This is a genomic window from Bradyrhizobium sp. CCGB12 (assembly GCF_024199845.1).
GTDB lineage: Bacteria > Pseudomonadota > Alphaproteobacteria > Rhizobiales > Xanthobacteraceae > Bradyrhizobium.
On sequence record NZ_JANADO010000001.1, the window covers coordinates 1,720,053 to 1,741,742 of the forward strand.

The following is a 21,690-nucleotide window of genomic DNA, read 5'->3' on the forward strand; positions in this document are numbered from 1 at the left end:
CCGGAGGACGTCATGGCCACACAGACAATCTCGATCGGCGGCATTCACGGGGAAGAGCGTGCGTCATGGGTCCCCATGATCGCGATCGCGCTCGGTCAGATGATCATGTCATTCAATGTTGCCTCGCTCCCGGTGGCGATGGGCGGAATGGTCGCAAGCTTCGGCGTGGCGCCGACCACGGTCGCAACCGGTATCGTAGCCTATTCCATGCTCGTTGCGGGCTTCGTGATGCTCGGTGCGAAACTCGCCCAGCGCTTCGGCGCCTTGCGGGTGTTCCGCGGTGCGGTCGTGCTGTTCTTGGTCTCACAACTCATGATGACATTCAGCCCCTCAGCCGCGGTCATGATTGCGGCGCAGGCGCTCTGCGGCGCTGCCGGCGCGGTGATCGTGCCCTCGCTCGTGGCGCTGATCGCCGAGAACTATGCCGGCCGTCAGCAGGCGACTGCCCTTGGCGCGCTTGGTTCGGCCCGTGCGGCCGCCGGCGTGCTCGCCTTCGTCATCGGTGGGGTGTTCGGGACTTATATCGGCTGGCGGCCCGCGTTCGGCATCCTGATCGCGGCCTCCGCCATCGTCTTCCTGATGAGTTTTCGGCTCAAGCCGGATCGCGGCCGGAGCGATGTGCAGATCGACCTCGTCGGCGTCGCGCTCGCCGCAAGCGCGATCATCCTCATCAGTTTCGGCTTCAACAACCTGAACGGCTGGGGCCTCGCCGTTGCGACGCCGAACGCGCCGTTCGACCTGCTCGGCGTTTCGCCTGCCCCGGTCATGATCGTGCTTGGGATCGTGCTGGGCCAGGCGTTTCTGCTCTGGACGCATCGGCGGCAGGCCGGCGGCAAGACGCCGTTGCTGGCGCTGGAGGTGGTGGATTCGCCGCAGGAGCGCTGCGCAGTCTTTGCACTGTTCGCGGTGGTCGCGCTGGAGGCTGCGCTGAACTTCACCGTGCCGCTCTACATCCAGATCGTGCAGGGGCGTTCGCCGCTCGCGACCGCGATTGCGATGATGCCGTTCAACCTCACGGTCTTCTTCTCGGCGATGCTGATCGTCAATGTCTACGAACGGCTGACGCCGCGCCAGATCGGCCGCTACGGCTTTGCGTTCTGCACCATCGCGCTGGTCTGGCTCGCCTTCGTCGTGCGCAACGACTGGAGCGAGGTCCCCGTGCTGTTCGGGCTGGTCCTGTTCGGCATCGGCCAGGGCTCGCTGGTGACCTTGCTGTTCAACGTGCTGGTGACGGCATCGCCGAAGGCACTGGCCGGAGACGTCGGCTCCTTGCGCGGCACGTCGCAAAACCTCGCCGCCGCGGTCGGGACCGCGGTGGCCGGGGCGCTTCTGGTCGGCCTGCTCAGCACGATCGCGCTCGGCAAGATCACGGCGAGTCCGGTGCTGACGCCGGAGCTTCAGGCCCAGGTCGATCTCGGCAATATTACCTTCGTCAGCAACGATCGCCTGCGCACTGTGCTCGAGCGCACCAGCGGCACGCCGGAGCAAGTCACGGAGGCCGTCCGCGTCAACACCGAGGCGCGACTGCGCGCGCTGAAGATCGGGCTCCTGATCATGGCGGGGCTCGCCCTGATCGCGATCATCCCGGCGGGGCGTCTTCCAGACTATCTGCCGGGCGAAATCCCGAGCGATGAGTCCGCTGCAAAAACGTGAGTTGAAATAGGGCAGGGACTTCCCGAAGGAGAACCCCGGACATGAGATTGACGAGTGAGATGGATCGCCGCGATGCGCTGCGCGCACTGTTGGGAGGCGTGATCCTCGCGGGCGCCGGCGTGAGCCTGTGGCCGCAGGACGCAGCTGCGTTGCCGGAGTTGGAACGGACCGATGCCCCAGCTCCGACCAGACGTGACGGCGCCGGTCGCGACTTTGCCCAAAATGCCCGTCCGTTGCCGGCACCGAGCCATCGACCGCCGCATCGTCCGCCGCATCGACCACCGCACCGGCCGCCGTCATGGCATCGGCGACGCCGGCGCTGGGAGTGCTGGTGGCATCGCGGCCGCCGCCATTGCGGCTGGCGCTGGAGATAATCGAAGGAGGACGTCATGACGACTTACGATCACAGCGCGCCGATGGGCGCAACCGGCCTGCCGCAACCATCCCGCTGGGTCTGCGTCCTGCTGGGTCTCTTCATGGTGTTCGCGGGACTCATGGTGCTGGGCGACGTCGCGTTCTTCACCGTGGTCAGCGCGCTCTTCATCGGTTGGATGGCCATCGCCACCGGCGCCTTCGAGATATTCCACGCGTTCTGGACCAAGGGCTGGGGCGGCTTCCTCTGGCAGGTGGTGCTCGGCATTCTCTACATCGCCTTCGGCATCATCCTCGTTAGCCAGCCACTGACCGGCGCGCTGCTGCTCACCTATGTGCTCGGCCTTGCGCTGCTCATCTCCGGCGTTGTGCGCATGCTGATTGGCTTCGGCCGGTGGCAGCAGGGCGGCGGGATCATGGTCGCATCTGGCCTGTTCGGGGTTTTGGCAGGGCTCGTCATCCTCACGGGCTTTCCGATGACGGGGATCTGGGTCCTTGGACTGCTGCTCGGCATCGACCTTCTGTCCCACGGCATCGGGTGGCTGACCTTCGCCTGGCTGCCCGCGGCCAGACCCGCGTAGCGCCACGGAGAATGGTCATGTCGGGATTGAAGACGCGAGCCGGACTCGCGGTGATGCTTGCGGTGCTTCTCTGTAGCGCGCTGCCTGCGCCGGCCCAGCAGGACTCCGCCGTCCTGTTCCGCAACGTCAGGATATTCGACGGGAAGAACGGCACGCTCTCGGCCGCGTCCAATGTCCTCGTCAGGGACAGGAAGATCGAGAAGATCTCGACCGCGGATATCGCGGCCGCCAGTCAGGTGATCGACGGCGGCGGCCGCGTGCTGATGCCGGGGCTGATCGACGCGCATTGGCATACGATGCTGGTGCGTCCGACGCCGATGGCTGCGCTTGCGGGCGATGTCGGTTACAACAATCTGCTTGCGGCGGCTGAGGCCACCGCGACGCTGATGCGCGGCTTCACCACCGTGCGCGACATGGGCGGGCCGAGTTTCGGCCTCAAGCAGGCCATCGACGAGGACCTTGTCGTCGGTCCCCGCATCTATCCGTCCGGCGCCATCATCACCGTCACCAGCGGTCACGGCGACTTCCGGCAGCTCTCCGATCTGCCGCGCACCATCGGCGGCATGCTCAGCCGCATGGAGCGGATCGGCGGCAGCATGGTCGCCGACAGCCCCGACGAGGTCCGCGTGCGCGCGCGCGAGCAGCTCATGCAGGGCGCATCGCAGGTCAAGCTCACCGCGGGCGGCGGCGTCGCGTCGCCCTTCAGTCCGCTCGATGTTTCCACCTTCACCGAGCCGGAGCTGCGCGCGGCGGTCGAGGCCGCCGACAATTGGGGCACCTATGTCGCCACGCACGCTTACACGCCGGTCGCGATCCAGCGCTCGATCGCAGCCGGCGTCAGATGCATCGAGCACGGTCATCTCATGGACGAGGCAAGCGCGAAGCTGATCGCCGAGAAGGGAATCTGGCTCAGCACGCAGCCGTTCCTGGATCTGTCCGCCGCGGCTGGGTTGGGACCAGCGGAGCAGGATAAGCTGCGGCAGGTGGTTGCCGGCACCGACCGTGTCTATGCGCTGGCGAAAAAGTACCGCATCAAGACCGCGTTCGGCACCGACGTGCTGTTCTCGAAGGCGCTGGCGGACAAGCAGGGCTCGATGCTGGCCGCGTTGACGCGCTGGTACACGCCGGCCGAAGCACTGACCATGGCAACGTCGACGAACGCCGAACTGCTGGGCCTCTCCGGTCCGCGCAATCCCTATCCCGGCAGGCTCGGCGTGGTCGAGGAGGGCGCGCTCGCAGATCTCCTCCTGGTCGACGGCAATCCGCTCGACAATATTGCCCTGATCGAAAATCCCGCGAAGAATTTCGTGGTGATCATGAAGGGCGGCAAAATCTACAAGAACGGTTTTGCGCGCTGACGCGCGCATATGCGACCTACGACATAGAACCGCTTCTAGTCCCGATGGTCGGGAACCGGCGCCTTGTGCAGCAAGCCCTTTGCGATCTCCAACGCCGCGGCAGCCTGCACGCGGCTTGTCACAATCTCGGGCCTGTCATCGGAGGCGTGGCTTCTAAGCGTCTCCAGGACCAGAAAGAATTTCTCGGCTAGCATGAGTCAAGCTCGCTGACGCGTTCATCTCGGTTTCGAACAACGCGAGATTCGCTTATCAATTCGATCACCTGTTGCAGGCGGCGGCAATTTAATTCGTCACGCCAAGTCGAATTATGACAGTCCTCCTCGATATTTGCGTCCAATATGTCGCATGTGGACGATGATGCGCCGCGACGTAACGTGACTATTCCTCGATGGCCTTACCGGCTATATGCTGCGCTCTGTCATCAAACTGTCATGTCACGGCAAATGCTAAAGTCAGACTCGATACCGGCCGGCAAGACTCCGGGCGCGCCGGATGGGAATCTTGTCCCGAAGGCCAACAGGAGACCGCAAGTCGTCGACGGCTTCTTGAGGCAGCGCGAGTACGTCGCCGCGGAACCTGCGATCGTCGAGGGCGCTGTGATCGATCAGACGCCATCGCAGGATGCGACGCCTGCGCCGGAGCCAGCTCAGTCGACCGTCGCCGCGCGGCCCGCCGGCGAAATCGAGCTCAAGCTCATCGTCGATGCCGATCGCATGGCGCATTTCAACGCCGCGCCTGTCATCGCGGCGCACGCGCGCAACAAGGGCTCGCGAAAGCATCTCAAGTCCGTCTACTACGACACGCCTGAACGCGCACTTCGGCGCGACGGCCTGAGCCTGCGCGTGCGCCAGATCGGCGCGCGCTTCGTACAGACCGTGAAGACCGATGCCGCGGATGATCCGCTGCGTCGTGGCGAGTGGGAGGCGAGCGTCCCCTCGCTCGCGCCCGATCTTGCTTTGGCGATGCCCTTCATTCCCGAGAAGCTTCGCAGCGATCTCGAAGCGCAGCCGCTCGAAGCGGTCTTCACCGCCGACATCCATCGCCACGCGCGGATCGTCGACCTGCCGTCGGGAACGGTGGAGGTCGCCTTCGACCACGGCGAGCTGACGGCCGGCGGCCGGTCGACGCCGGTTAGCGAGATCGAGCTGGAGCTCAAGAGCGGCAGCGCGAGCTCGATTTACGAGATCGCGTTGCGGTTGGCGGAGCACGGGGTGGTGAAACCGTCCATCCGTACCAAGTCGGCCCGCGGCTTCGATCTTGCCGCCGGCGCGCCGCCGTCGGCCCGACGCCCGCGAAAACTTCGCCTCGATGCGTCGGTCTCGCTCGATGAAGCCCTTGCGACGATCCTGCGATCCTGCTTCCTGCACCTGCTTCAGTCGCTGCCGGCCGCCGAAGATGGCCGCAATCCGGAAGGCGTGCATCAGCTGCGTGTGTCGCTGCGCCGGCTCCGCTCGGCGCTCGATCTGATGCGATCGGTCGGCGCACTCAGCAATCTCGACGCGCTGCGCTCGGAAACCAAATGGCTGGCGCAGGACCTGTCTGCCGCGCGCGACTGGGATGTCTTCGGGCTCGAGACCCTGCCGACGATCGCGAAGGCCTGTCCTTCCGTCGCCGGCTTCGATGCGCTCGGTCGGGCTGCGGCCAAGCGCCAGTCGAACGCGTATCGCAAGGCGCATCATGCGCTCGCCGATCGCCGCTGCGCCGTATTCCTGATCGGCCTTGGCAACTGGATCGAGACGCGGGGCTGGCGCAGCGATGTCGCTGCCGAAGACCTCGGCCGGCTCGCCGAACCGGCCGTCAATTTCGCGCAGCGGGTTCTGTCGGAGCAATATGCGAAGGTGCTCAAGCGCGGTCGCCGCTTCAAGTCGCTTTCGGCGGAAGAGCTGCACCGGGTGCGGCTCGCGACCAAACGGCTGCGCTATCTCAGCGAGTTCCTGCTGCCGCTGTATGAGGATCGCAAGTCCACAAGACGCTTCTCGCGCCGGCTTGCCGGTTTGCAGGAGGAGCTCGGCGCCTTCAACGACATGGCGGTCACGGCATCGCTGCTCGACGGGCTCGCTGCCGAGCCAGATAGCGCCGTCGCCGCCGCGGCCATCGCCGGCTGGCAGGCACGCGCCTCGATCGGCATCCAGCCGTCATTGCAAGGCACGTGGCGCGATTTCACCGCCGCGCGCGTGCCGTGGGTGTCAGCCTAGCAGGACCGATCGCGCGCGCGTGCCCCAAAAAAGTTGCGCCCAGGCTTTGGGGGAAGCCTGGGCGCGCGCGAACCGGTCTGGGACGGGGAGGGGTGGGGATGTGACCGGGTCGCGTAACTCGTTGTCTCGTTCCTATCAATCTCTCGCGCTGGCGGTGGAGACCGCCGGCTTGGTATCGCCGAGCGAGACCCAGACGTTGGGATCGTTCTGCGACTGGCGCTTGACGAAGCGGTATCCGGTCTCCGTCCAGGCAACGACGCTCTCGTTCTGATTGTCGAGAACGAACTCGCCCTTGTCGGTTTTCACCGTCAGCACCGCGTGGCCTTCGCCCTTCTTGTCGCGCACGACGGTGATGAGCAGGGCCTCGCGCGGCCATCCGGCATCGATCAGCATCTTGCGCTTCAACAGCACGTAGTCTTCACAGTCGCCGTAACCGTCCGTCGGCAGCGACCACTTCTCGATCACGCCCCAGTGCTCCTGGTCGGTCAAAGGCTTCACGGTCTCGTTGACCCAGCGATTGACCTTGACGAGGTCGCGCCATGCAGCCTGCGACATCACGATGTCGCGTGCCTGCGTCGGCCCGCCTTGGCACTGAGCGGTATTGTCCGCACAGAACTCGACCCAGCCGATCGGCGCACGCGTGGTATCGCCGAGGCTCGCATAGAGCAGTCGGCTTTCGCCGGCCTGCGCTGCTGCGCCGATCCCGAAGAGCATGGCGGCCAGCGCCAGCCCTTTCCCCTGTCCCCTGAAGTCCAACATTGCGGCCCCCGTTTCTTGTTGGGACCACATTTCGCATGGAGCTTTTGAGTTGCCGCTAAATCGGCCAAGTCAAGTCGAGACGAATGCAAGTAAAATGCGCAGCGAATTCGATCTATACTTGAATCGAATTCTCATAAAATTTGAAATGACTGCAGTTGATTCAAATTTTATCTATTAACGCGCAAACGCTGGCGGAACGGTTGTTTGCGCGCATGTACACCCCTTGCGTTAACCCGCGGGGGGCGACCGCAACGCATGAAAAAGGCGGCGTCCGCATCGCGGAGGCCGCCCTTGAGGCTGGAAATACAGTGATTTTGACGCCGTCGCGCTTTACCGCGCGGTAACGCTCTCTTCGAGTGTCTCGATCGGCTGCTCGTGCATGAACTCCAGCGCGAAGCCGTCTTCGAGGTTTCGGACCACGCGGCCCTGGACCCGACCGAGGAAAACCGTCGATTTCAGCGGCGGGCGGTTCTCCGCTGCGATGGCGGCGCCCGACAGCGAGAGGTCGATGATGCGGCAGGTCATCTTGGTGCCGTCCTCGAGCGTCAGCACCGCGATCGGGTTGCGCGGCACGATACGGTCGTGGCGGCGGTCCTCCGGCAAATTGAGGATGTCGCGGTTGGCGAGCCAGGTGAGCTGTGCGGCGAGCTTGTCGCGCTTCCTCGGCGTCGCCCCGATCGTCATGGCGAAGCCATTGTCGATGATGCGCGTGATCTTGCCCTCGACCCGGCCGATATGGTCGAGATAGGCGACGACGCGGTCGCCGACATTGCCGATGCCGGGGGCCAGCAGTGCCAGCCCGCCCGGCGACATGTTGATCACCTGGCAGGGGAATTCGCGGCGGTCGGGCAGCATGTAACGGCCGAGCAGGTGCACTTTTACCCGCTGGAAACGCCGACGCTCCTCGGCGGCCGGAAGAAATTTTTTGTTCGCCAACGCCATTTTCAACACCCGACCCCCCGCCCGGGCGGAGTCCGGCACGACCCTAAGGTGCATAGGGTTAATGCCGCGTTAGGATCGGGCGCGCCGGACACGGACAGACACAATGCGCTCGAAAAGCCACATCAAGGGCGGGCAGGCCAGCACCGTCAGCGCGCCGAGATCGAGCGCGACCGCGGCGGTATCGGCCGATTTGGCAAGCCGGCCGGCCACCACCGGGCCCAGCATCATCGCGGCATAGAAGAGTGTGTAGAACACGCCCATGCCGATCGCCCTTGTCTGCGGCGCCAGCACGCGAGCCGGCAGGCTCATGATTGGGCCGGCCGGAATGCCGCTGGCCAGGCCGATCAGAACGAGGATCGTGATCACCGCGTCTGATCGGGGCAGCCAGGCCACCAGCAGCGCGACCAAAAGGCTCGCCGCGACCGCAAGCGTCAGCGGCCGCCCGGTCCGGTCGGCAAACAATCCGCCGACCGGCACCGAGACCACCGAGAGCCACAGCACGAGGCTGATGGCGGAGCCCGCCGCGGCAATGCTCCAGCCGCGTTCGGCCAGAAGGGACGGCCCGAACGAGAAGATCATGGCGAAGCCAACATTAAAGAGGCCCCAGATCATGCCCGCGACGATCGCCGCCAGCAGCGCCAGGGGATCGAGCTGCGAGGAGCTGGTTGCGGTGGCTGTCGCGTCCGGCGGCGGCTGGTAGAACATGATCAGCACGATGCCGATCGCCGTCAGTGCGCCGGCGGCGAGGAATACGGCGCCCGCGCCATAGGCGGTGCCGATCGCCGGCAGCACCAGGAGCGAGATCGCAATGCCCGTCGGCCAGGAGTTGACGAAGATCGCCATCGCGGTTGCGATCTCCTTGCCGGCGAACCAGTCGGTGCACATCTTGGTAATCTGCACTGTCAGCAGCACACCGCCGGCGCCAGAGGCGAGCCGGCCCGCCATCTGCCAGCCCCAGAGATCGGTGGTGGCCATGACGAGGCTGCCCGCCGTCATCAGCAGCAGTGCGGCGATCGCAATCGGCTTGTCGCCGAAAGCCCGCCCGATCGCGCCGCCCGGCAGCGCGAGCACGACACCCGGCGTGAAGTAGAGCCCAATCAGCATGCCAATATCGGAAAGGCCGACGTCAAACGTCTGTTGCAGCAGCGGCGCGACGGCGGCCACGCTCTGGAACTGAAACGCGATGGTGAGCCGGACGAGAAACAGGATCGCGAGAATACCCCAGCGATTGCGCATCGCTTCATCTCCCAAGCCTCTGCGCCGAGGGTGCGGTGGGGAGATGCCGGAGTCAACCGGCTCGCGTCCTTACGTCTTCTTCGCCCCGCGTTGATGCAGAAGGCATAGCAGCGCCAGCAGCACGGCGGCCGACAGGCCGAGCGACCAGTGAATGCCGATCGCCGCACCTGCTACGCCGACGGTTATGCCGCTGGAAGGCCCGCATGCCGAGCCCGGCCATGTTGTAGAGGCCGACGACGCGGCCACGGATGTCGGACGGGGCGTTCAGCTGCACCAGCGCCTGCGCCATGGTGTTGAACGACAGCTCGAAGAAGCCGGCAAAGAACAACAGCACGATCGCCACCGGATAGATATGCACCACGGCGAAGCCGAGCAGCGCCACGCTCCAGAGCATCGCCAGCGTGATCGCCGTGCGCGGCGTGCCCTTGAGGCGTCCCCAGGATTCCAGCGCGATACCGGCGAGCAGCGCGCCGGCTGCATCCGCCGCGAGCAGCACGCTGTAGGAGACGCCGGGATCGCCATGGCCGAGATCGCCGGCAAAGCCCGGCATCTGGGCGTGATAGGCGTTGCCGATCATGAAGGAGGTGAGGCCGGCAAGCCACGTCATCGCCGACAGCACGGGCTGCGTGCCGATCGCGCGCATCGTCAGCACGATATCCGCAAGGCCGCGGACCGCGATGCGCCGCACGGCGACGCTCTTGTCCCGTATCGGCGCCCAGAACAGCCAGAGCAGCATCGGCAGATAGAACAGCGTGTTGAAGATGATGCCGTGCGAGGTGCCGAGCGTCAGCATGATGATTCCGCCGACGGCAGGCCCGACCAGGATGCCGAGATAGCGCGCCATCGCGTTGAGCCGCACCGCGCTCGGCAGATCGGCCGGGCCGACGAGGTCGTAGAGCAAAAGCTGGTTCGGCGTCTGCCACAACACGCCGGCGCAGCCGTGGATCACCAGCAGCAGCATCGCGTGCCACATCTGGATCGTATCGGTGATGAAGAAGAAGCCCCATCCGGCGGATGCCACGATGAACAGCAGCATGCCGCATTGGATGATGCGGCGCGGATCGAACCGATCGGCAAGCCCGCCGACGGCCACCGAGAACAAGAGGAACGGCAGCCAGTGCGACAGCACGGCAAAACCGCCCAGCGTCGGCGAATGGAATTTTTGGAACACCACCCAGTAGCTGATCACATGCTCGATATTGTCGGCCATCATCGCCAGCACGTAAGAGACGAACTGGAGGCGATAGGGCACGGACTTCATCGCCGCGAACGATCCGGACGCGGCCACGGGATTTTGGGGAAGGGGGTTCAAGGGGTTACCCGAGGTGAGACTTCATCCGGCCATACACGCTCGTTAATGAGCGCTCAAGACAATTGGGTGCGCGTGGGCATCTGCCATGCACTGCTGGCACACACTCTACCGTCATCCGAGGTGCGGGCGGCGTTTGTGGCAGGGATGTAGCCCGGATGGAGCGCAGCGACATCGGGACTGCCGTCCCGTATTCTTTTCCGCCTTCGCTGATTGGGCCAGGGCGGACAAGCCCTCGTGCAGGTCACAAGATTATCCACTACGATCGCCCCCCATGGAACAGAGCTGCCTCTACGATCGCCCAGATCTCTACGACTTGATGGCTTCGCCGGACCCGACGCTCGAACGCTTTTACGTGGAGATCGCGCGCGAACGTGGCGGACGCGTGCTTGATCTAGCCTGCGGAAGCGGCCGCCTGACCATTCCGCTGGCGCGGGCGGGCCTTGACGTCCTTGGAGGCGATCTGTCTTCCGCGATGCTGGATCGCGCGCGGTATCACGCCGGACGGCACGCGGTCGAGCCCGGCTTCGTCCATTTGGACATGCGCGATTTCGATCTCGGCGGGCGGACCTTCGACACCGTCATCGTCGCCATGAACTCGGTCCTGCACCTGCATAGCCTCGACGACTTCAAAGGTTTCTTCGAATCGGTCGGCAGGCATCTGTCGCCGACCGGCCGGCTGGTGTTCGACGCGTTCTTGCCCAATATCGCCATGCTCAACGTAGACCCCGACAGACGCGAACTGATCGGCACGGTGGTCCACGACGGGCTTGGCGCGATCACCGTGGAGGAGACCGCAAGATACGATCCGCTCACCCAGGTCAGGCACGTGGAATGGTATTGGTCGAGCGAGACCGAGAAGGACTTTTGGCAGGTGCCGTTGCGGATGCGCAGCATCTTCCCGCAAGAGATGCCACTGCTGATAGCTTCGGGGGGCTTGCGCCTCATCGAACGCTTTGGGGATTTCGATCGCAGCCCGATGACTGGGGGAAGCATGCGGCAGATATGCGTGTGCGGTCCCTAGGCCAGCGTCTTGACATACACCCCGTACGGCACGCTCAAAATATCCGGCGCATCGCGCACCTTCACAAATCCTATCCGCAGATACATCGGCAGCGCGACCGTCATGATCGGCGTCGTGTGGAGTGCGATGACGCGTGCCTGGTCGCGTCGGCGCGGCGCAAACATTCTTCCGTCAACTGCCGCCCGATGCCTTTCCCGCGCGCGGCCGGATCGACCACCAGCATGCGGATGACCGGCCAGGCCGGCTCAAAGAACGCCGCCTTCGGCGCTTGCGGACCGACATAGGCTACGGCGCCGACGATCCGGCCGTCATCCTCGGCGACGATCATCTCGCCGGTCTTGGCCAGCTCCGGCATCTTCGCGACATGGCTCGTAAACAAGGGCCAGTCGGAATAATGCTGCTTGAACTCCGCGAACGCGGCCAGCGCGACGCGGACGATGGCTTCGGCATCGTCGTCCCGATAGTCACGCAGCATCGGCGTTGTCCTCGTAGCCCGGATGGAGCGAAAGCTGATCCGGGGTGGCTGTCCCCGCATTACGCTTCGCTGCATGCGGGGTACAGGCTGGCCGCTTGGCACGCGCGCCCATCTCACATACCCTTCGCCCCAGCCCGCACCAATCAATCATAACAGACGGGCAGCGAGGAAACAGCCATGGACCAGATCCGCGTCTGCACTCACGCAGGGCCGGGCTCGGAGCCCGTCATCCGCACCGTGCCGTGGCCGAAGGTCGGCCGCAAGGCCGTGCTGATCAAGGTCGGCGCCTGCGGGGTTTGCGGCACCGACCTGCACATTCTGAAGGGCCATTGGCCGAAGCCGCTGCCCTGGCCGTTTACGCTCGGGCACGAGCTCGGCGGCGTCATCGTCGAATGTGGCGATGAGTTCACCGAAGACTTTATGAGCAAGCCGCTGTCCGTCGGCTCGAAGGTGATGATCCCGCCGCTGATGCCCTGCGGACGCTGCTATTACTGCATCCACTATCCGCAGACCGCGAACAAATGCCTGACGCCGGTCTATTACGGCCGCTATCTCGGCTTCGACAAGGCGCCTCACATGTGGGGCGGCTGGGCCGAATACGTCTATGTCGACCTCGAGATGCTGCCGGGCACCAAGATCTACAAACTGCCCGACGACATGTCGCTGCGCCTGGGTGCGCTGTCGGAGCCGCTGACCTCCTGCATCCGCGCGTTCAACCGCGCCACGCGGGCAGGCGGTTTTTCTTGGGGCGACACGGTGGTGATCCAGGGCTCAGGCCCGATCGGCATTCTCGCGGTCGCGGCCGCCAAGGAGATGGGAGCAGGGCGCGTCATCTGTGTCGGCGCGCCGGAGGAGCCGCGGCTCAAGCTCGCGCGCGAGTTCGGCGCGGAGGCAACTGTCAACATCGAGGAGATCAAATCGCCGCAGGAACGCATCGATCGCGTGCGGAAAATCGTCGGCGGCTTCGGCGCCGATCTCGTGATGGATTGCTCGGGGCATCCGACCGCCGGCCCTGAAGGCATCGAGATGCTGCGCGACGGCGGCACCTATGTCGAGATGGGCCAGTTCACCGACGCCGGCTCGATCGAGACCTCCTGGCACCGGATCTGCACCAAGGACCTGAACGTGCTGGGATCCTGGGGCTTCACTGGCAACGATCTGCCGCTCGGCGTCGACATGCTCTACCGGACCCGCGACAAGTATCCCTGGCTGAAGATGCAGACGATCTATCCGTTCACGGAAGAGGGCGTCGCGCAGGCGGTGAGGGATGCGATGGCGATGAAGACGGTGAAGTCGACCATCGTGCCGTGGCCGGAGCTGGTGGAGTAGGTCATGTCCTCCGTCCTTCACGATCTCGCGGCTTTCCTGGTCGAAGCCAAGCGGCGCACCTATGCGGGACTGGACGACGACGCCAGCGTGGCCACGCCGCTGCTTGCCGGCTCGAAACAGCTCGAGCATCATGCGGCGCCTTATACCTATCGCGACATCTATTTCGGAATGGGATTTTTCGTTGGACAGGAGACCATATCGCGCGATGATCGCGCCATCTGGTCGATGAGCTACAGCGGCGGCGCCCGTGCGGAGATCACCGACCGGGACACGTTTCTCGAGATCTACAAATTCCTGCGCGAGGCGTTGCTGGGCGTATCAGTCGATGAGCCGTATCGCGGACCGCGCCTGTTCGAGCAGGCCGGCATGATTTATCGTAATGAGGTGGAAGGTGCGCTGGACCGCTTCCATGGCATCGAGATGATCGCGCGGCATGACGGCACACCGCTGTACGAGCTGCGCTATAGTGGTGGGCTGCTGCGATAGACGATCCGTAGCCCGGGTGGAGCGCAGCGTATCCGGGGTGGCCGATCCCGCATTCCGCTACGGCTCCATACGGGCTACGGGTCAGAGTTTGGAATGAGCGATGGAATGACAAACGAACAGACATCCGACCCAAGCCGCCGCTCCCCCTTCCGCGCCATTCGTGCGATCGACTACACTGTTGTCTTCGTGCGCGACATGGCCGCGATGCGCCTCTTTTACCAGGACGTTCTCGCCTTTCCGCTGCTGCGCGAGCTCTCGCCGAACTGGATCGAGTATGGCCTCGGCAGCAACACGCTTGCCCTGGCGATACCGAGCCGGACCGCGGCAGACGCGCCGACGCCCGCGGGCAGCGCCTCGCTGCAACTGGCCTTCAAGGTGTCCGTAGCCGAGGTCGATGCGTGCGCCGACGAGCTGGTACGCCAGGGTGTGGCGCTGCTGTCGCCGCCGACGAACCAGCAGTTTGGCCATCGCACGCTGTTCTTCCGCGACCCCGACGGCAATCTGCTGGAGGTCTACGCGGAGATTTGAACGGCCCAAAGAGTTCCATCGGGAATCCGCGATCTCTTCACTCTGCGGTGAAACTTAGGCCCAAGTTCCGGCTTTCACTTCGCGGGAGAGGTACCGTGAAACGAATCCTGAAACCCGTCACTTACATCCTGGCTGCGATCTATTTCCTGGTCGATGCGGTCTTCATGGCCGTGGCGATGCCGATTGCGCGCTGGATCGGGCGGCATTTCGAATTCAGGCGGTTGCGCGCCTGGATCAAATCGCTGCCGCCTTATACGTCTCTCGCCTTGTTCTCCGTGCCCGTCATTATTCTGGAGCCGATCAAGCCGGTTGCCGCGTACCTCGCCGCAACCGGTCAGGTCCTGAGCGGTGCTGTGACCTTCATTGTCGGCGAATTGCTCAAGCTGGTGCTGGTCGAGCGCCTGTTTCATCTCACGCGCGACAAGCTGATGCGAATCCCCGCCTTTGCCTGGGCGTACGGAAAATACGCAGCGGCGAAAGCGTGGCTGCAGGCGACCGAAGCCTGGCGCGCCATCCGAGCCCTGGCCCGCGCGGTCAAGGACACCGTTGGGCGCGCAAAAGCCAAGCTCGTCGGTAGCTTCAGCAAGCTGGCGGCCTCCAGGGATTAGGGCGCGCCAGGCGCTTTGCTCGCTATACGAGCTTGCGCGCCGCCGCGGTCGCCTTGTCGCCGGTGTTCGGGGTACCGGTCGGCTCAATCAGCAGAAGATGAACCTCCTCGCGGGCCACCGGGCGATGTTCAACGCCCTTGGGCACGACATAGAGTTCGCCCGGATCGAGCGTCACGGTGCGATCGCGCAACTCAATGTCCAGACTGCCTTTCAGGACGAGAAAGAAATCATCGGTATCGTCGTGCTTGTGCCAGGTGAACTCTCCCTTCACCTTCACCACCATCACGTCGCAATCGTTGAAGGACGTGATCGTGCGTGGCGACCAGAAATCGCTAAAGGTCGCGAGCTTGTCGGCAAGCGATATTCCGTCGGTCATGTGACCTCCAGTTTGGTTTCTCCGTGAGGCACGATTTGGGATCGAATTTCCGACGCGACAAGGGCCGGCATCAATTGCTCTCCTTCATCACCGTCGCGCCCACCACCTTCGTGCCGTCCAGCTCGCGCACGATGCGTTCATCCGGTCCCACGATGCCGAGGTCGAATTCGCGATCCGGCGTAATGAGGATCATGCGCTGGCCAATGATGACGACCACCGTCATGTCGTTGGTCTCGCCTTCCGCCGCCCAAGCGCGGATCTCGCCGGCGTAGGGATCCCTGCGCCAGGCGTCGGGAAAGCCCGGGTCGCATCGAACCTCGATACCGTCCTCCGACGTCGTCAGGACCAGCTTCGACCGGTTCGGCTTCCAGCGCTCGTCGAGGGGATCGCTCGCGAGCCACAAGCAGGCGAAGTCCTCGCATTCGGTGGGCCGCCCGGCGTAGATCGCGCAACCGCGGCCCGGCCCGCAATGTTGGCACCAGGCATTGACCGGCTTGGCCAGCGCCTCGATGGCCATCACCTTGCAGCAGAGTGTGCAATCGCCGCAGGCGCGTTTGACGGAAGACGTCACGCGGTCATCCCCTTTGGAGCGGGTCGGGGCTCAGTCTAACGGAGGTGGCCGCAAAAATCCGCTGCAACCTTCAGGCGCGGCCTTCTCCACCAAGCCATGCATCATAGGCATGGTGATTTCAGAGCACTTGGCGTAAAGAGCGCCCAGATCAAATCCAGCGTGCGGCCGGGCCGTTGCCGCGCACGCAGCTCAGGTCCGCCGGTTCACCGTTCCGCGCCTGAATTAACCAAGGTTTCCCATCTCGTGTCTTTTCCGGCCCTGACCCCGCCGCTCGCCCGCGCTTTGGCCGAGCGGAACTATGATTCCCTGACCCCCGTCCAGCTCGCCGTGCTTGCGCACGAAGCCACAGGCCGTGACCTTCTGGTGTCGGCCCAGACCGGCTCCGGCAAGACTGTCGCTTACGGATTGGCCATCGCGAAAAATCTTCTCGGTGAGGCCGAGCGGTTCGAGCAGGCCGGTGCACCGCTCGCCTTGATCGTGGCGCCGACGCGCGAACTGGCCTTGCAGGTTCAGCGCGAGCTCGCCTGGCTCTATGGGCATGCCGGCGGGCGCGTCGTCTCCTGCGTCGGCGGCATGGATCCGCGGCGCGAGCAGCGCGAGCTTGCGGCCGGCGCTCACATCGTCGTCGGTACGCCCGGACGGCTGTGCGATCATTTGCGCCGCGGCCGTCTCGACATCTCGGAACTGAAGGCGGTCGTTCTCGACGAGGCCGACGAGATGCTCAATCTCGGTTTTCGCGAGGACATGGAGTTCATCCTCGAGACCACGCCGGAGACGCGGCGCACCCTGCTGTTTTCGGCGACGTTCCCGCGCGGCATCGTCGCGCTGGCGAGGCAATATCAGCGCGACGCGTTCCGGATCGAGGTCGCCGGTGACGAAGGCGGCCACGCCGATATCGAGTACCGTGCGATCCGGATCGCGCCCGCCGACGTCGAGCATGCGGTCGTCAACGTGTTGCGCTTCCACGAGGCGCCGAGCGCACTGGTATTTTGCAGCACGCGCGATGCCGTCAGGCACTTGCAGGCAGCGCTGCTCGAGCGCGGCTTTTCCGTGGTTGCCCTGTCGGGCGAACTGACGCAGAACGAGCGCACCATGGCGCTGCAGTCGCTCCGGGACGGCCGCTCCCGCGTTTGCGTCGCGACCGACGTCGCCGCCCGCGGCATCGACCTGCCGAGCCTCGACCTCGTCATCCATGCCGATTTGCCCAATGACGCCGAGGTCATGCAGCACCGCTCGGGCCGCACCGGCCGCGCGGGACGCAAGGGCACAAGCGTCCTCCTGGTGCCGCCGGCACGACGGCGCCGCGCCGAGTTGCTGCTCAATCTCTCCGGGATCGATGCGGTCTGGGGGACGGCGCCTCAGGCGGATGAAATCCGCAAGCTCGATCACGCGCGCATGAAGGACGTCTTGTTCACCGAGGAGACGACCGCCGACGACCTCGTGCTGGCGCAGGCGCTCTTGGCCGAACGTTCGCCCGAGGATATCGCCGCGGCGCTCGCGCGTCTTTATCGGGCGCGGCTGCCGTCGCCCGAGGACATCATCGATCCTGGCGAGCGCAGCGGCGGGCCGCGCGACGATCGCGGACGCGACAGGTTTGAAGGCGGCGAGGATCGTCCCGCCAAGCCTCGTTCAAAGTCCGGAAAAGCGTCGTCGAAGCACGGCATGGCGGAGGCCAGCGTCTGGTTTCGCGCCGCCATCGGACGGCGCAAGAATGCGGAGGCGCGCTGGCTGCTGCCGATGATCTGCCGCCGCGGTGGCATCGACAAGCGCGACATCGGCGCCATCAAGATCATGGACACCACCACGGAGTTCGAGATCTCCGAGCGCGTCGCCGAATCCTTCGCGGCGAAGATCAAGCGTCCGGACAAGGAAGACAGCATCCGCATCGAGCCGATGGCGGATGCGCCGCAACGCCAGGTTCCGTCGGAGGAGCGGTCACATGCGCCCCGGCGCGGGAGCGGTGACGGCGATCATCGCGCACGCCGCGACGATCGCCCGCGCGAGGCACGTGAATTCAAACCACGCGGCAAAGCACTTGGCGAGCGCGGACCGAAATTTGACGACGCTCCGTCTTTCGGAAAGAAAAAGAAGCATCGGAACAAGCCGGGTCACGCAGAGCCTTCGGTCACGCCGTGGCCTGTGAAGGGCGCGCCGGGAAAGAAGGCAAGCAAGAAGCGGCGAGGGTGAACTTCGCCGTTCAGCTCAGACAGGCATGATGCCGCCGGATTGCACCGGCGACATCATCCGAAACGTTTGGCGTGGGCTCAGCGGCCACCACCGCCGCCTCCGCCGCCGCCTCCGCCGCCGCCTCCGCCGCCTCCACCTCCGCCGCCGCCGGCATCGCGCATCGCTGAACTGTAGCGGGGGTCGATCTGCTTCATGTAGGTGGGCGAGGTGTCATGGGTCAGACGAACGACGCGTCGGCCGCCGCCCTGGCTCGGCGCCTGCTCGATCAAGCGGCCACAGCCCTCGAAGAAGGCGAACTCGCAGCCGTAGGTCCGGTACTGCGCGGCGTTGGCACCGGTTGCGGTGAATGCGGTGGTCGCAACGAATGCGATCAAGGCAACTTTCGACAATGTGAGCTTCATGGAACGTCTCCAGTCTCGGTTGGCGAGACCGGAACGGTCCGCACGGTTCTTCGACGGAAGGTGGCGGAAGCCGGTTCGAGCGGGGCGTTTCACGCCCGCGTGAGCGCGACTGGGGAGGGACGTCACGCCGCAGCGAGATTGCGGAGCATGTAGGTCGCGCCGTCGCCGTAGGATGCGAGCTTTGCGCACAATTGCACATCAGTCGTGACGGGCCGAAAGCCCAAACGTTCCCATAGCGGTCGCGTGGCATAGACTGAGACCAGCGCGAGCGCCGCAATGTCTGACGAGCGCGCGAGCTGCTCGATCGTCGCCATATAGGCGCGCGCAACACCACCGCGGGCGTCCGGCAGCACGGCGACGTCGTGCACGTAGAGGCAGTCCGCATCGTCGGGCAATCTTGCGAGGAAGCCGTCGAGCGGCGGAATCTGATGTTGCTTCCAGGGATGCGCGAGCCCGTAGCCGACGATCCCTTCGGCCCCGGCGAGCACGCGGCAGCCATCGGGACAAAGCTGCATCTTTTCCGCGAACACGTCAGGGCGCTCGAACAGATCGGGGTGGATGCACGCTGCGATCGCGCTGATCGCAGCAAGGTCGGACGCGTGCGCGGGACGCCAATGCGGCTTGCTCATGTCGATCTGTCGTTCCGTCTCATTCATTCCAGTTTATTCCGCCGCGACGCTGCGCGCCGCGAAAAATATCGTTGTCGCCGTCTCAGGAATATCACGCCTCGTGCGGCGTCCTACCCATGCAAGCCAATTGCATGACAGGAGTTACAATGGCCACGACCCCGATCCGCCTCGCGCTCACGCTCGCCGCATCGCTCGCAATCGTTCCCGCCGCCTTCGCGGCGCCGCCGACCAAGACCGGCAAGACCGACAAGGGCCCCGTGCTCACCGACGCCAAGGGCATGACGCTCTATACCTTCGACAAGGATGCGGACGGCAAGTCGGCCTGCAACGGCCCGTGCGCGACGAACTGGCCGGTGCTGAAGGCCGAAGCCGGCGACGCGCCCGGCGAGGGCTACACCATCGTCACGCGCGATGACGGCTCCAGGCAATGGGCCTACAAGGGCAAGCCGCTCTATACTTTCGCCAAGGACCAGAAGCCCGGCGACGTCACCGGCGACGGCTTCCTGAATGGGGCGTGGCATCTGGCGATGCCGTAACGGACCGCTGCGCAAGCCGCCGGCGCGTCGCTCATCTCGATGGAGCGACGCATCGGGCCCCACATCGCGATCGGCTATCTCGGATATTCCAGCTGCATCGCAACGAAGTCGGCCGTGCGGGATCCATAGCGCGCGCCGATCGCACGCAGCGTTTCGTCCAGGGCCTGCGCCGGCGGCAATGCGACCGCGGCCGGCAGCGTCTGCTTCGCCGGCCAATCGTCCGCGATCCGGTCCGGCAGGATGCCGAGGCCTCCGCGGCTCGTCTGCGCCTGCGCCGTGGCGGCGAGGGTGAGGGCGCGCGAGCGATAGGTCCGCGACCATGCATCGGCGATCAACGCGAGCGAGACCTCGTCGACGTCAGGCGTCAGCGCGATACCGAGCTGCTCGCGGTTCCAGAATGCGAGCGAGTTCGCGATCGCCGTCAGCGCGAAGGGCCGCGTGAAGCCGAACGCGTCGCTGCGGTGGCGTGCATCCCACGCCGCAAGGCCGATGTCGCGGGCGACCGCCTCGGCCTTGGCCCGGCCGGCGATCGCCTCGACCAAGGTGAGGGCCATCGGCATGGACGCGGTGATGCCGGTCGTCGTTGCCGCGCCCCGGTCGACGACGAGCCTCCGATCCGCCACGTAGCGGATTTCGGAGTGCTTGCGAAGGTCGCCCACGGAATACCAATGCGTCGTGGCCCGCTTGCCGTCGAGCAGCCCGGTGTTGGCCACGACCTTGGCGCCGACGCAGACGCCGATCACGATCGCGCCCTTGCCAGCCTGGCTCCTGATCCACTGCAACACCGTAGCGTCGTTTTCGGGAGTCATCGCTGGCACGATGACGTAGTCGGCTCCGTCGGGGTGCGCGGCATCGAACTCGGCGATCGTCGCGTGCGGCTGCACCTTGAGGGCGGGATAGAGCGTGACGGGCCCCGGCTGCGTCGCCAGGGTGAGGACGTCGGCGACGTCCGCCCGCGCGAGGATGCCGTAAGGCATCAGATAGTCGGTGGTCTCGCTCATGTCGTTGATGCCGACGATGGCGATCAGGGGGCGCTTTCGTTTCGGCGGTTTCAGTGCGGCGAGCGTCGCCTCGGCCTCGTCGCGTGAGATTGCAGGCGCGCTTCCCCGTGCCGGCGAGCCGGGCAGGAGCAACAGCCAGGTTCCGCCGATGGCTACGAGCAGCGCCATGCAGCCGAGAGCGCTCAACGCCAGAATGCGCCAGCTCATGATGATGTCACCCGATCGTCATTGTCTCACGCGGCGGAAGCTAGCCGCTCGGACCGGCAGCGGGAATGACGCAAATCCGGCAAAAAAGGTCATGTCGCAAGCGCGGCCTTTTGCCTCGCAGCAAGAGTTTCGGCGCTGGATTCCGAGTTGCCGCATCCGGCCGCAACTATTTCAAAGATGCAAAATGCGGCCTGCAGCGCTTCGCCGCATGACCTCAATAAATTTTGTTTGGAGAGTCCGAAACCGAACTGAACCTTCTACTTTCGTCGGTCATAGTTGGCTCTGCAAGGGGGCGGGGGCGGTTATCCGCAGCAACAATCCCACCGCACTGAAAGGTAGGAGCACTGGTGTCCTGGTGCGGCACGCACTTGGACATGCTCGGGAAGTCTTCATTGTCTAGTTTCGCTTGAAAGGATGAATGCCCGTGAGTGATGCCAATGTGAAAGCCGATACGAATGCCGCTCCGCAGAACGGAGGAGCCAACGGAAGCACAAAGCTCCAGTTCGACGTCCCGTTCTTCAACATGCAGACGATCTACGGCAATTTCGCCGAACAGGGCGCGGCGCGGGCCCAGGCAAATATTGCGCGGATGAAGGCGACGACCGAGGAGGTCACCGCGGTGCTCTGCGATGCCTGCTCGACCAATGCCAAGCGTGCCGCCGATTACGGCACCAAGGTCATCGAAATATCCCACATCAATACGACCTCCACGCTGGAATTCTTCTCACAGCTTGCCGACGCGAGGTCGTTTGCCGATGTCGTAAACCTCTCCACCTCCCACAGCCGCAAGATGTTTGAAGCAACCTCGGCCCAGAACCGCGAAATCTGGGACCTTGCCCAGAAGGTCGCGACCGAAACGGCCGAGCCGATCAAGCAGGGTTTCAACCGGGTCTTGCGTAGCGCTGCTTGAATCGAAAGCGTTGGCCG

The 21,690-nt window shown here is 64.8% G+C and carries 22 protein-coding genes and 1 pseudogene; 12 read left to right on the forward strand and 11 right to left on the reverse strand.

Going from position 1 to position 21,690, the window contains the following annotated elements:
• Window positions 1-12: 12 nt before the first annotated feature.
• The 3 genes from NLM27_RS08075 (at window position 13) to NLM27_RS08085 (ending at window position 3,964) form a co-directional block, all read left to right on the forward strand.
• Complete coding sequence (locus tag NLM27_RS08075) at window positions 13-1,653, forward strand: MFS transporter (RefSeq protein WP_254142837.1); 1,641 nt, start codon at window positions 13-15, stop codon at window positions 1,651-1,653.
• A 389-nt stretch (window positions 1,654-2,042) separates the two neighbouring features.
• Entirely contained in the window at window positions 2,043-2,606 is a 564-nt protein-coding gene (locus NLM27_RS08080) for an HdeD family acid-resistance protein (RefSeq protein WP_254142838.1), read from the forward strand.
• A 17-nt stretch (window positions 2,607-2,623) separates the two neighbouring features.
• Window positions 2,624-3,964: an amidohydrolase family protein gene (locus NLM27_RS08085; RefSeq protein ID WP_254142839.1), complete on the forward strand. Its 1,341-nt coding sequence runs from the start codon at window positions 2,624-2,626 to the stop codon at window positions 3,962-3,964.
• A gap of 35 nt (window positions 3,965-3,999) precedes the next feature.
• Here NLM27_RS08085 and NLM27_RS08090 read toward each other — a convergent pair whose 3' ends face one another.
• Window positions 4,000-4,158, reverse strand: coding sequence for a hypothetical protein (locus NLM27_RS08090; protein WP_254142840.1), 159 nt, complete (start codon window positions 4,156-4,158; stop codon window positions 4,000-4,002).
• A gap of 249 nt (window positions 4,159-4,407) precedes the next feature.
• On the opposite strand from NLM27_RS08090, the gene NLM27_RS08095 reads away from it, so the two are divergent.
• Window positions 4,408-6,159 (forward strand): CYTH and CHAD domain-containing protein, encoded by a 1,752-nt coding sequence (locus NLM27_RS08095; RefSeq protein WP_254142841.1) that lies wholly within the window; start codon window positions 4,408-4,410, stop codon window positions 6,157-6,159.
• A gap of 135 nt (window positions 6,160-6,294) precedes the next feature.
• Here the strand turns inward: NLM27_RS08095 and NLM27_RS08100 are convergent, their stop codons facing one another.
• The 4 genes and pseudogenes from NLM27_RS08100 to NLM27_RS08115 all read right to left on the reverse strand — a co-directional run bounded on the left by NLM27_RS08100 (window position 6,295) and on the right by NLM27_RS08115 (window position 10,357).
• The gene (locus tag NLM27_RS08100; RefSeq protein WP_254142842.1) at window positions 6,295-6,918 is read right to left on the reverse strand and encodes a transglutaminase-like cysteine peptidase; all 624 of its coding nucleotides are present in this window, start codon (window positions 6,916-6,918) and stop codon (window positions 6,295-6,297) included.
• 330 nt (window positions 6,919-7,248) lie between these two features.
• Window positions 7,249-7,860 carry a PilZ domain-containing protein gene (locus tag NLM27_RS08105; protein ID WP_008565596.1) on the reverse strand — a complete coding sequence of 204 codons (612 nt, stop codon included), beginning with the start codon at window positions 7,858-7,860 and terminating at the stop codon, window positions 7,249-7,251.
• 69 nt (window positions 7,861-7,929) lie between these two features.
• On the reverse strand, window positions 7,930-9,096 hold the full coding sequence (locus NLM27_RS08110; protein WP_254142843.1) for a CynX/NimT family MFS transporter: 1,167 nt from the start codon (window positions 9,094-9,096) through the stop codon (window positions 7,930-7,932).
• 69 nt (window positions 9,097-9,165) lie between these two features.
• A pseudogene (locus NLM27_RS08115) lies at window positions 9,166-10,357 on the reverse strand (MFS transporter).
• A gap of 367 nt (window positions 10,358-10,724) precedes the next feature.
• Between NLM27_RS08115 and NLM27_RS08120 the strand changes: the two are divergent.
• A complete protein-coding gene (locus NLM27_RS08120; RefSeq protein WP_254142844.1) occupies window positions 10,725-11,429 on the forward strand; it encodes a bifunctional 2-polyprenyl-6-hydroxyphenol methylase/3-demethylubiquinol 3-O-methyltransferase UbiG in 705 nt (234 codons plus the stop codon).
• 100 nt (window positions 11,430-11,529) lie between these two features.
• Here the strand turns inward: NLM27_RS08120 and NLM27_RS08125 are convergent, their stop codons facing one another.
• Window positions 11,530-11,904 carry a GNAT family N-acetyltransferase gene (locus tag NLM27_RS08125; protein WP_254142845.1) on the reverse strand — a complete coding sequence of 125 codons (375 nt, stop codon included), beginning with the start codon at window positions 11,902-11,904 and terminating at the stop codon, window positions 11,530-11,532.
• Between the two features lie 177 nt (window positions 11,905-12,081).
• Between NLM27_RS08125 and NLM27_RS08130 the strand changes: the two genes are divergently transcribed.
• The 4 genes from NLM27_RS08130 to NLM27_RS08145 all read left to right on the forward strand — a co-directional run bounded on the left by NLM27_RS08130 (window position 12,082) and on the right by NLM27_RS08145 (window position 14,855).
• On the forward strand, window positions 12,082-13,233 hold the full coding sequence (locus tag NLM27_RS08130) for a zinc-binding dehydrogenase (protein WP_254142846.1): 1,152 nt from the start codon (window positions 12,082-12,084) through the stop codon (window positions 13,231-13,233).
• A gap of 3 nt (window positions 13,234-13,236) precedes the next feature.
• Window positions 13,237-13,719, forward strand: a complete 483-nt coding sequence (locus NLM27_RS08135; protein WP_254142847.1) for a DUF5680 domain-containing protein — start codon at window positions 13,237-13,239, stop codon at window positions 13,717-13,719.
• 93 nt (window positions 13,720-13,812) lie between these two features.
• The gene (locus NLM27_RS08140) at window positions 13,813-14,247 is read left to right on the forward strand and encodes a VOC family protein (RefSeq protein WP_254142848.1); all 435 of its coding nucleotides are present in this window, start codon (window positions 13,813-13,815) and stop codon (window positions 14,245-14,247) included.
• 95 nt (window positions 14,248-14,342) lie between these two features.
• On the forward strand, window positions 14,343-14,855 hold the full coding sequence (locus tag NLM27_RS08145) for a hypothetical protein (protein WP_254142849.1): 513 nt from the start codon (window positions 14,343-14,345) through the stop codon (window positions 14,853-14,855).
• A gap of 22 nt (window positions 14,856-14,877) precedes the next feature.
• Here NLM27_RS08145 and NLM27_RS08150 read toward each other — a convergent pair whose 3' ends face one another.
• Window positions 14,878-15,231 (reverse strand): cupin domain-containing protein, encoded by a 354-nt coding sequence (locus tag NLM27_RS08150; protein ID WP_254142850.1) that lies wholly within the window; start codon window positions 15,229-15,231, stop codon window positions 14,878-14,880.
• A gap of 70 nt (window positions 15,232-15,301) precedes the next feature.
• Window positions 15,302-15,802: a hypothetical protein gene (locus NLM27_RS08155; RefSeq protein WP_254142851.1), complete on the reverse strand. Its 501-nt coding sequence runs from the start codon at window positions 15,800-15,802 to the stop codon at window positions 15,302-15,304.
• Between the two features lie 243 nt (window positions 15,803-16,045).
• On the opposite strand from NLM27_RS08155, the gene NLM27_RS08160 reads away from it, so the two are divergent.
• Window positions 16,046-17,989 (forward strand): DEAD/DEAH box helicase, encoded by a 1,944-nt coding sequence (locus NLM27_RS08160; RefSeq protein WP_254142852.1) that lies wholly within the window; start codon window positions 16,046-16,048, stop codon window positions 17,987-17,989.
• A gap of 77 nt (window positions 17,990-18,066) precedes the next feature.
• On the opposite strand, the gene NLM27_RS08165 is transcribed toward NLM27_RS08160, so the two are convergent.
• Both NLM27_RS08165 and NLM27_RS08170 read right to left on the reverse strand, forming a co-directional pair.
• Window positions 18,067-18,390, reverse strand: coding sequence for a hypothetical protein (locus NLM27_RS08165; protein WP_254142853.1), 324 nt, complete (start codon window positions 18,388-18,390; stop codon window positions 18,067-18,069).
• A gap of 122 nt (window positions 18,391-18,512) precedes the next feature.
• Complete coding sequence (locus tag NLM27_RS08170; RefSeq protein ID WP_254148778.1) at window positions 18,513-19,019, reverse strand: N-acetyltransferase; 507 nt, start codon at window positions 19,017-19,019, stop codon at window positions 18,513-18,515.
• A 146-nt stretch (window positions 19,020-19,165) separates the two neighbouring features.
• Here NLM27_RS08170 and NLM27_RS08175 point away from each other — a divergent pair, with 146 nt between their 5' ends.
• Window positions 19,166-19,555 carry a hypothetical protein gene (locus tag NLM27_RS08175; RefSeq protein WP_254142854.1) on the forward strand — a complete coding sequence of 130 codons (390 nt, stop codon included), beginning with the start codon at window positions 19,166-19,168 and terminating at the stop codon, window positions 19,553-19,555.
• Between the two features lie 74 nt (window positions 19,556-19,629).
• Here NLM27_RS08175 and NLM27_RS08180 read toward each other — a convergent pair whose 3' ends face one another.
• The gene (locus NLM27_RS08180; protein ID WP_254142855.1) at window positions 19,630-20,763 is read right to left on the reverse strand and encodes a DJ-1/PfpI family protein; all 1,134 of its coding nucleotides are present in this window, start codon (window positions 20,761-20,763) and stop codon (window positions 19,630-19,632) included.
• 418 nt (window positions 20,764-21,181) lie between these two features.
• On the opposite strand from NLM27_RS08180, the gene NLM27_RS08185 reads away from it, so the two are divergent.
• Entirely contained in the window at window positions 21,182-21,673 is a 492-nt protein-coding gene (locus NLM27_RS08185) for a phasin (protein ID WP_254142856.1), read from the forward strand.
• The last annotated feature ends 17 nt before the right edge of the window (window positions 21,674-21,690 follow it).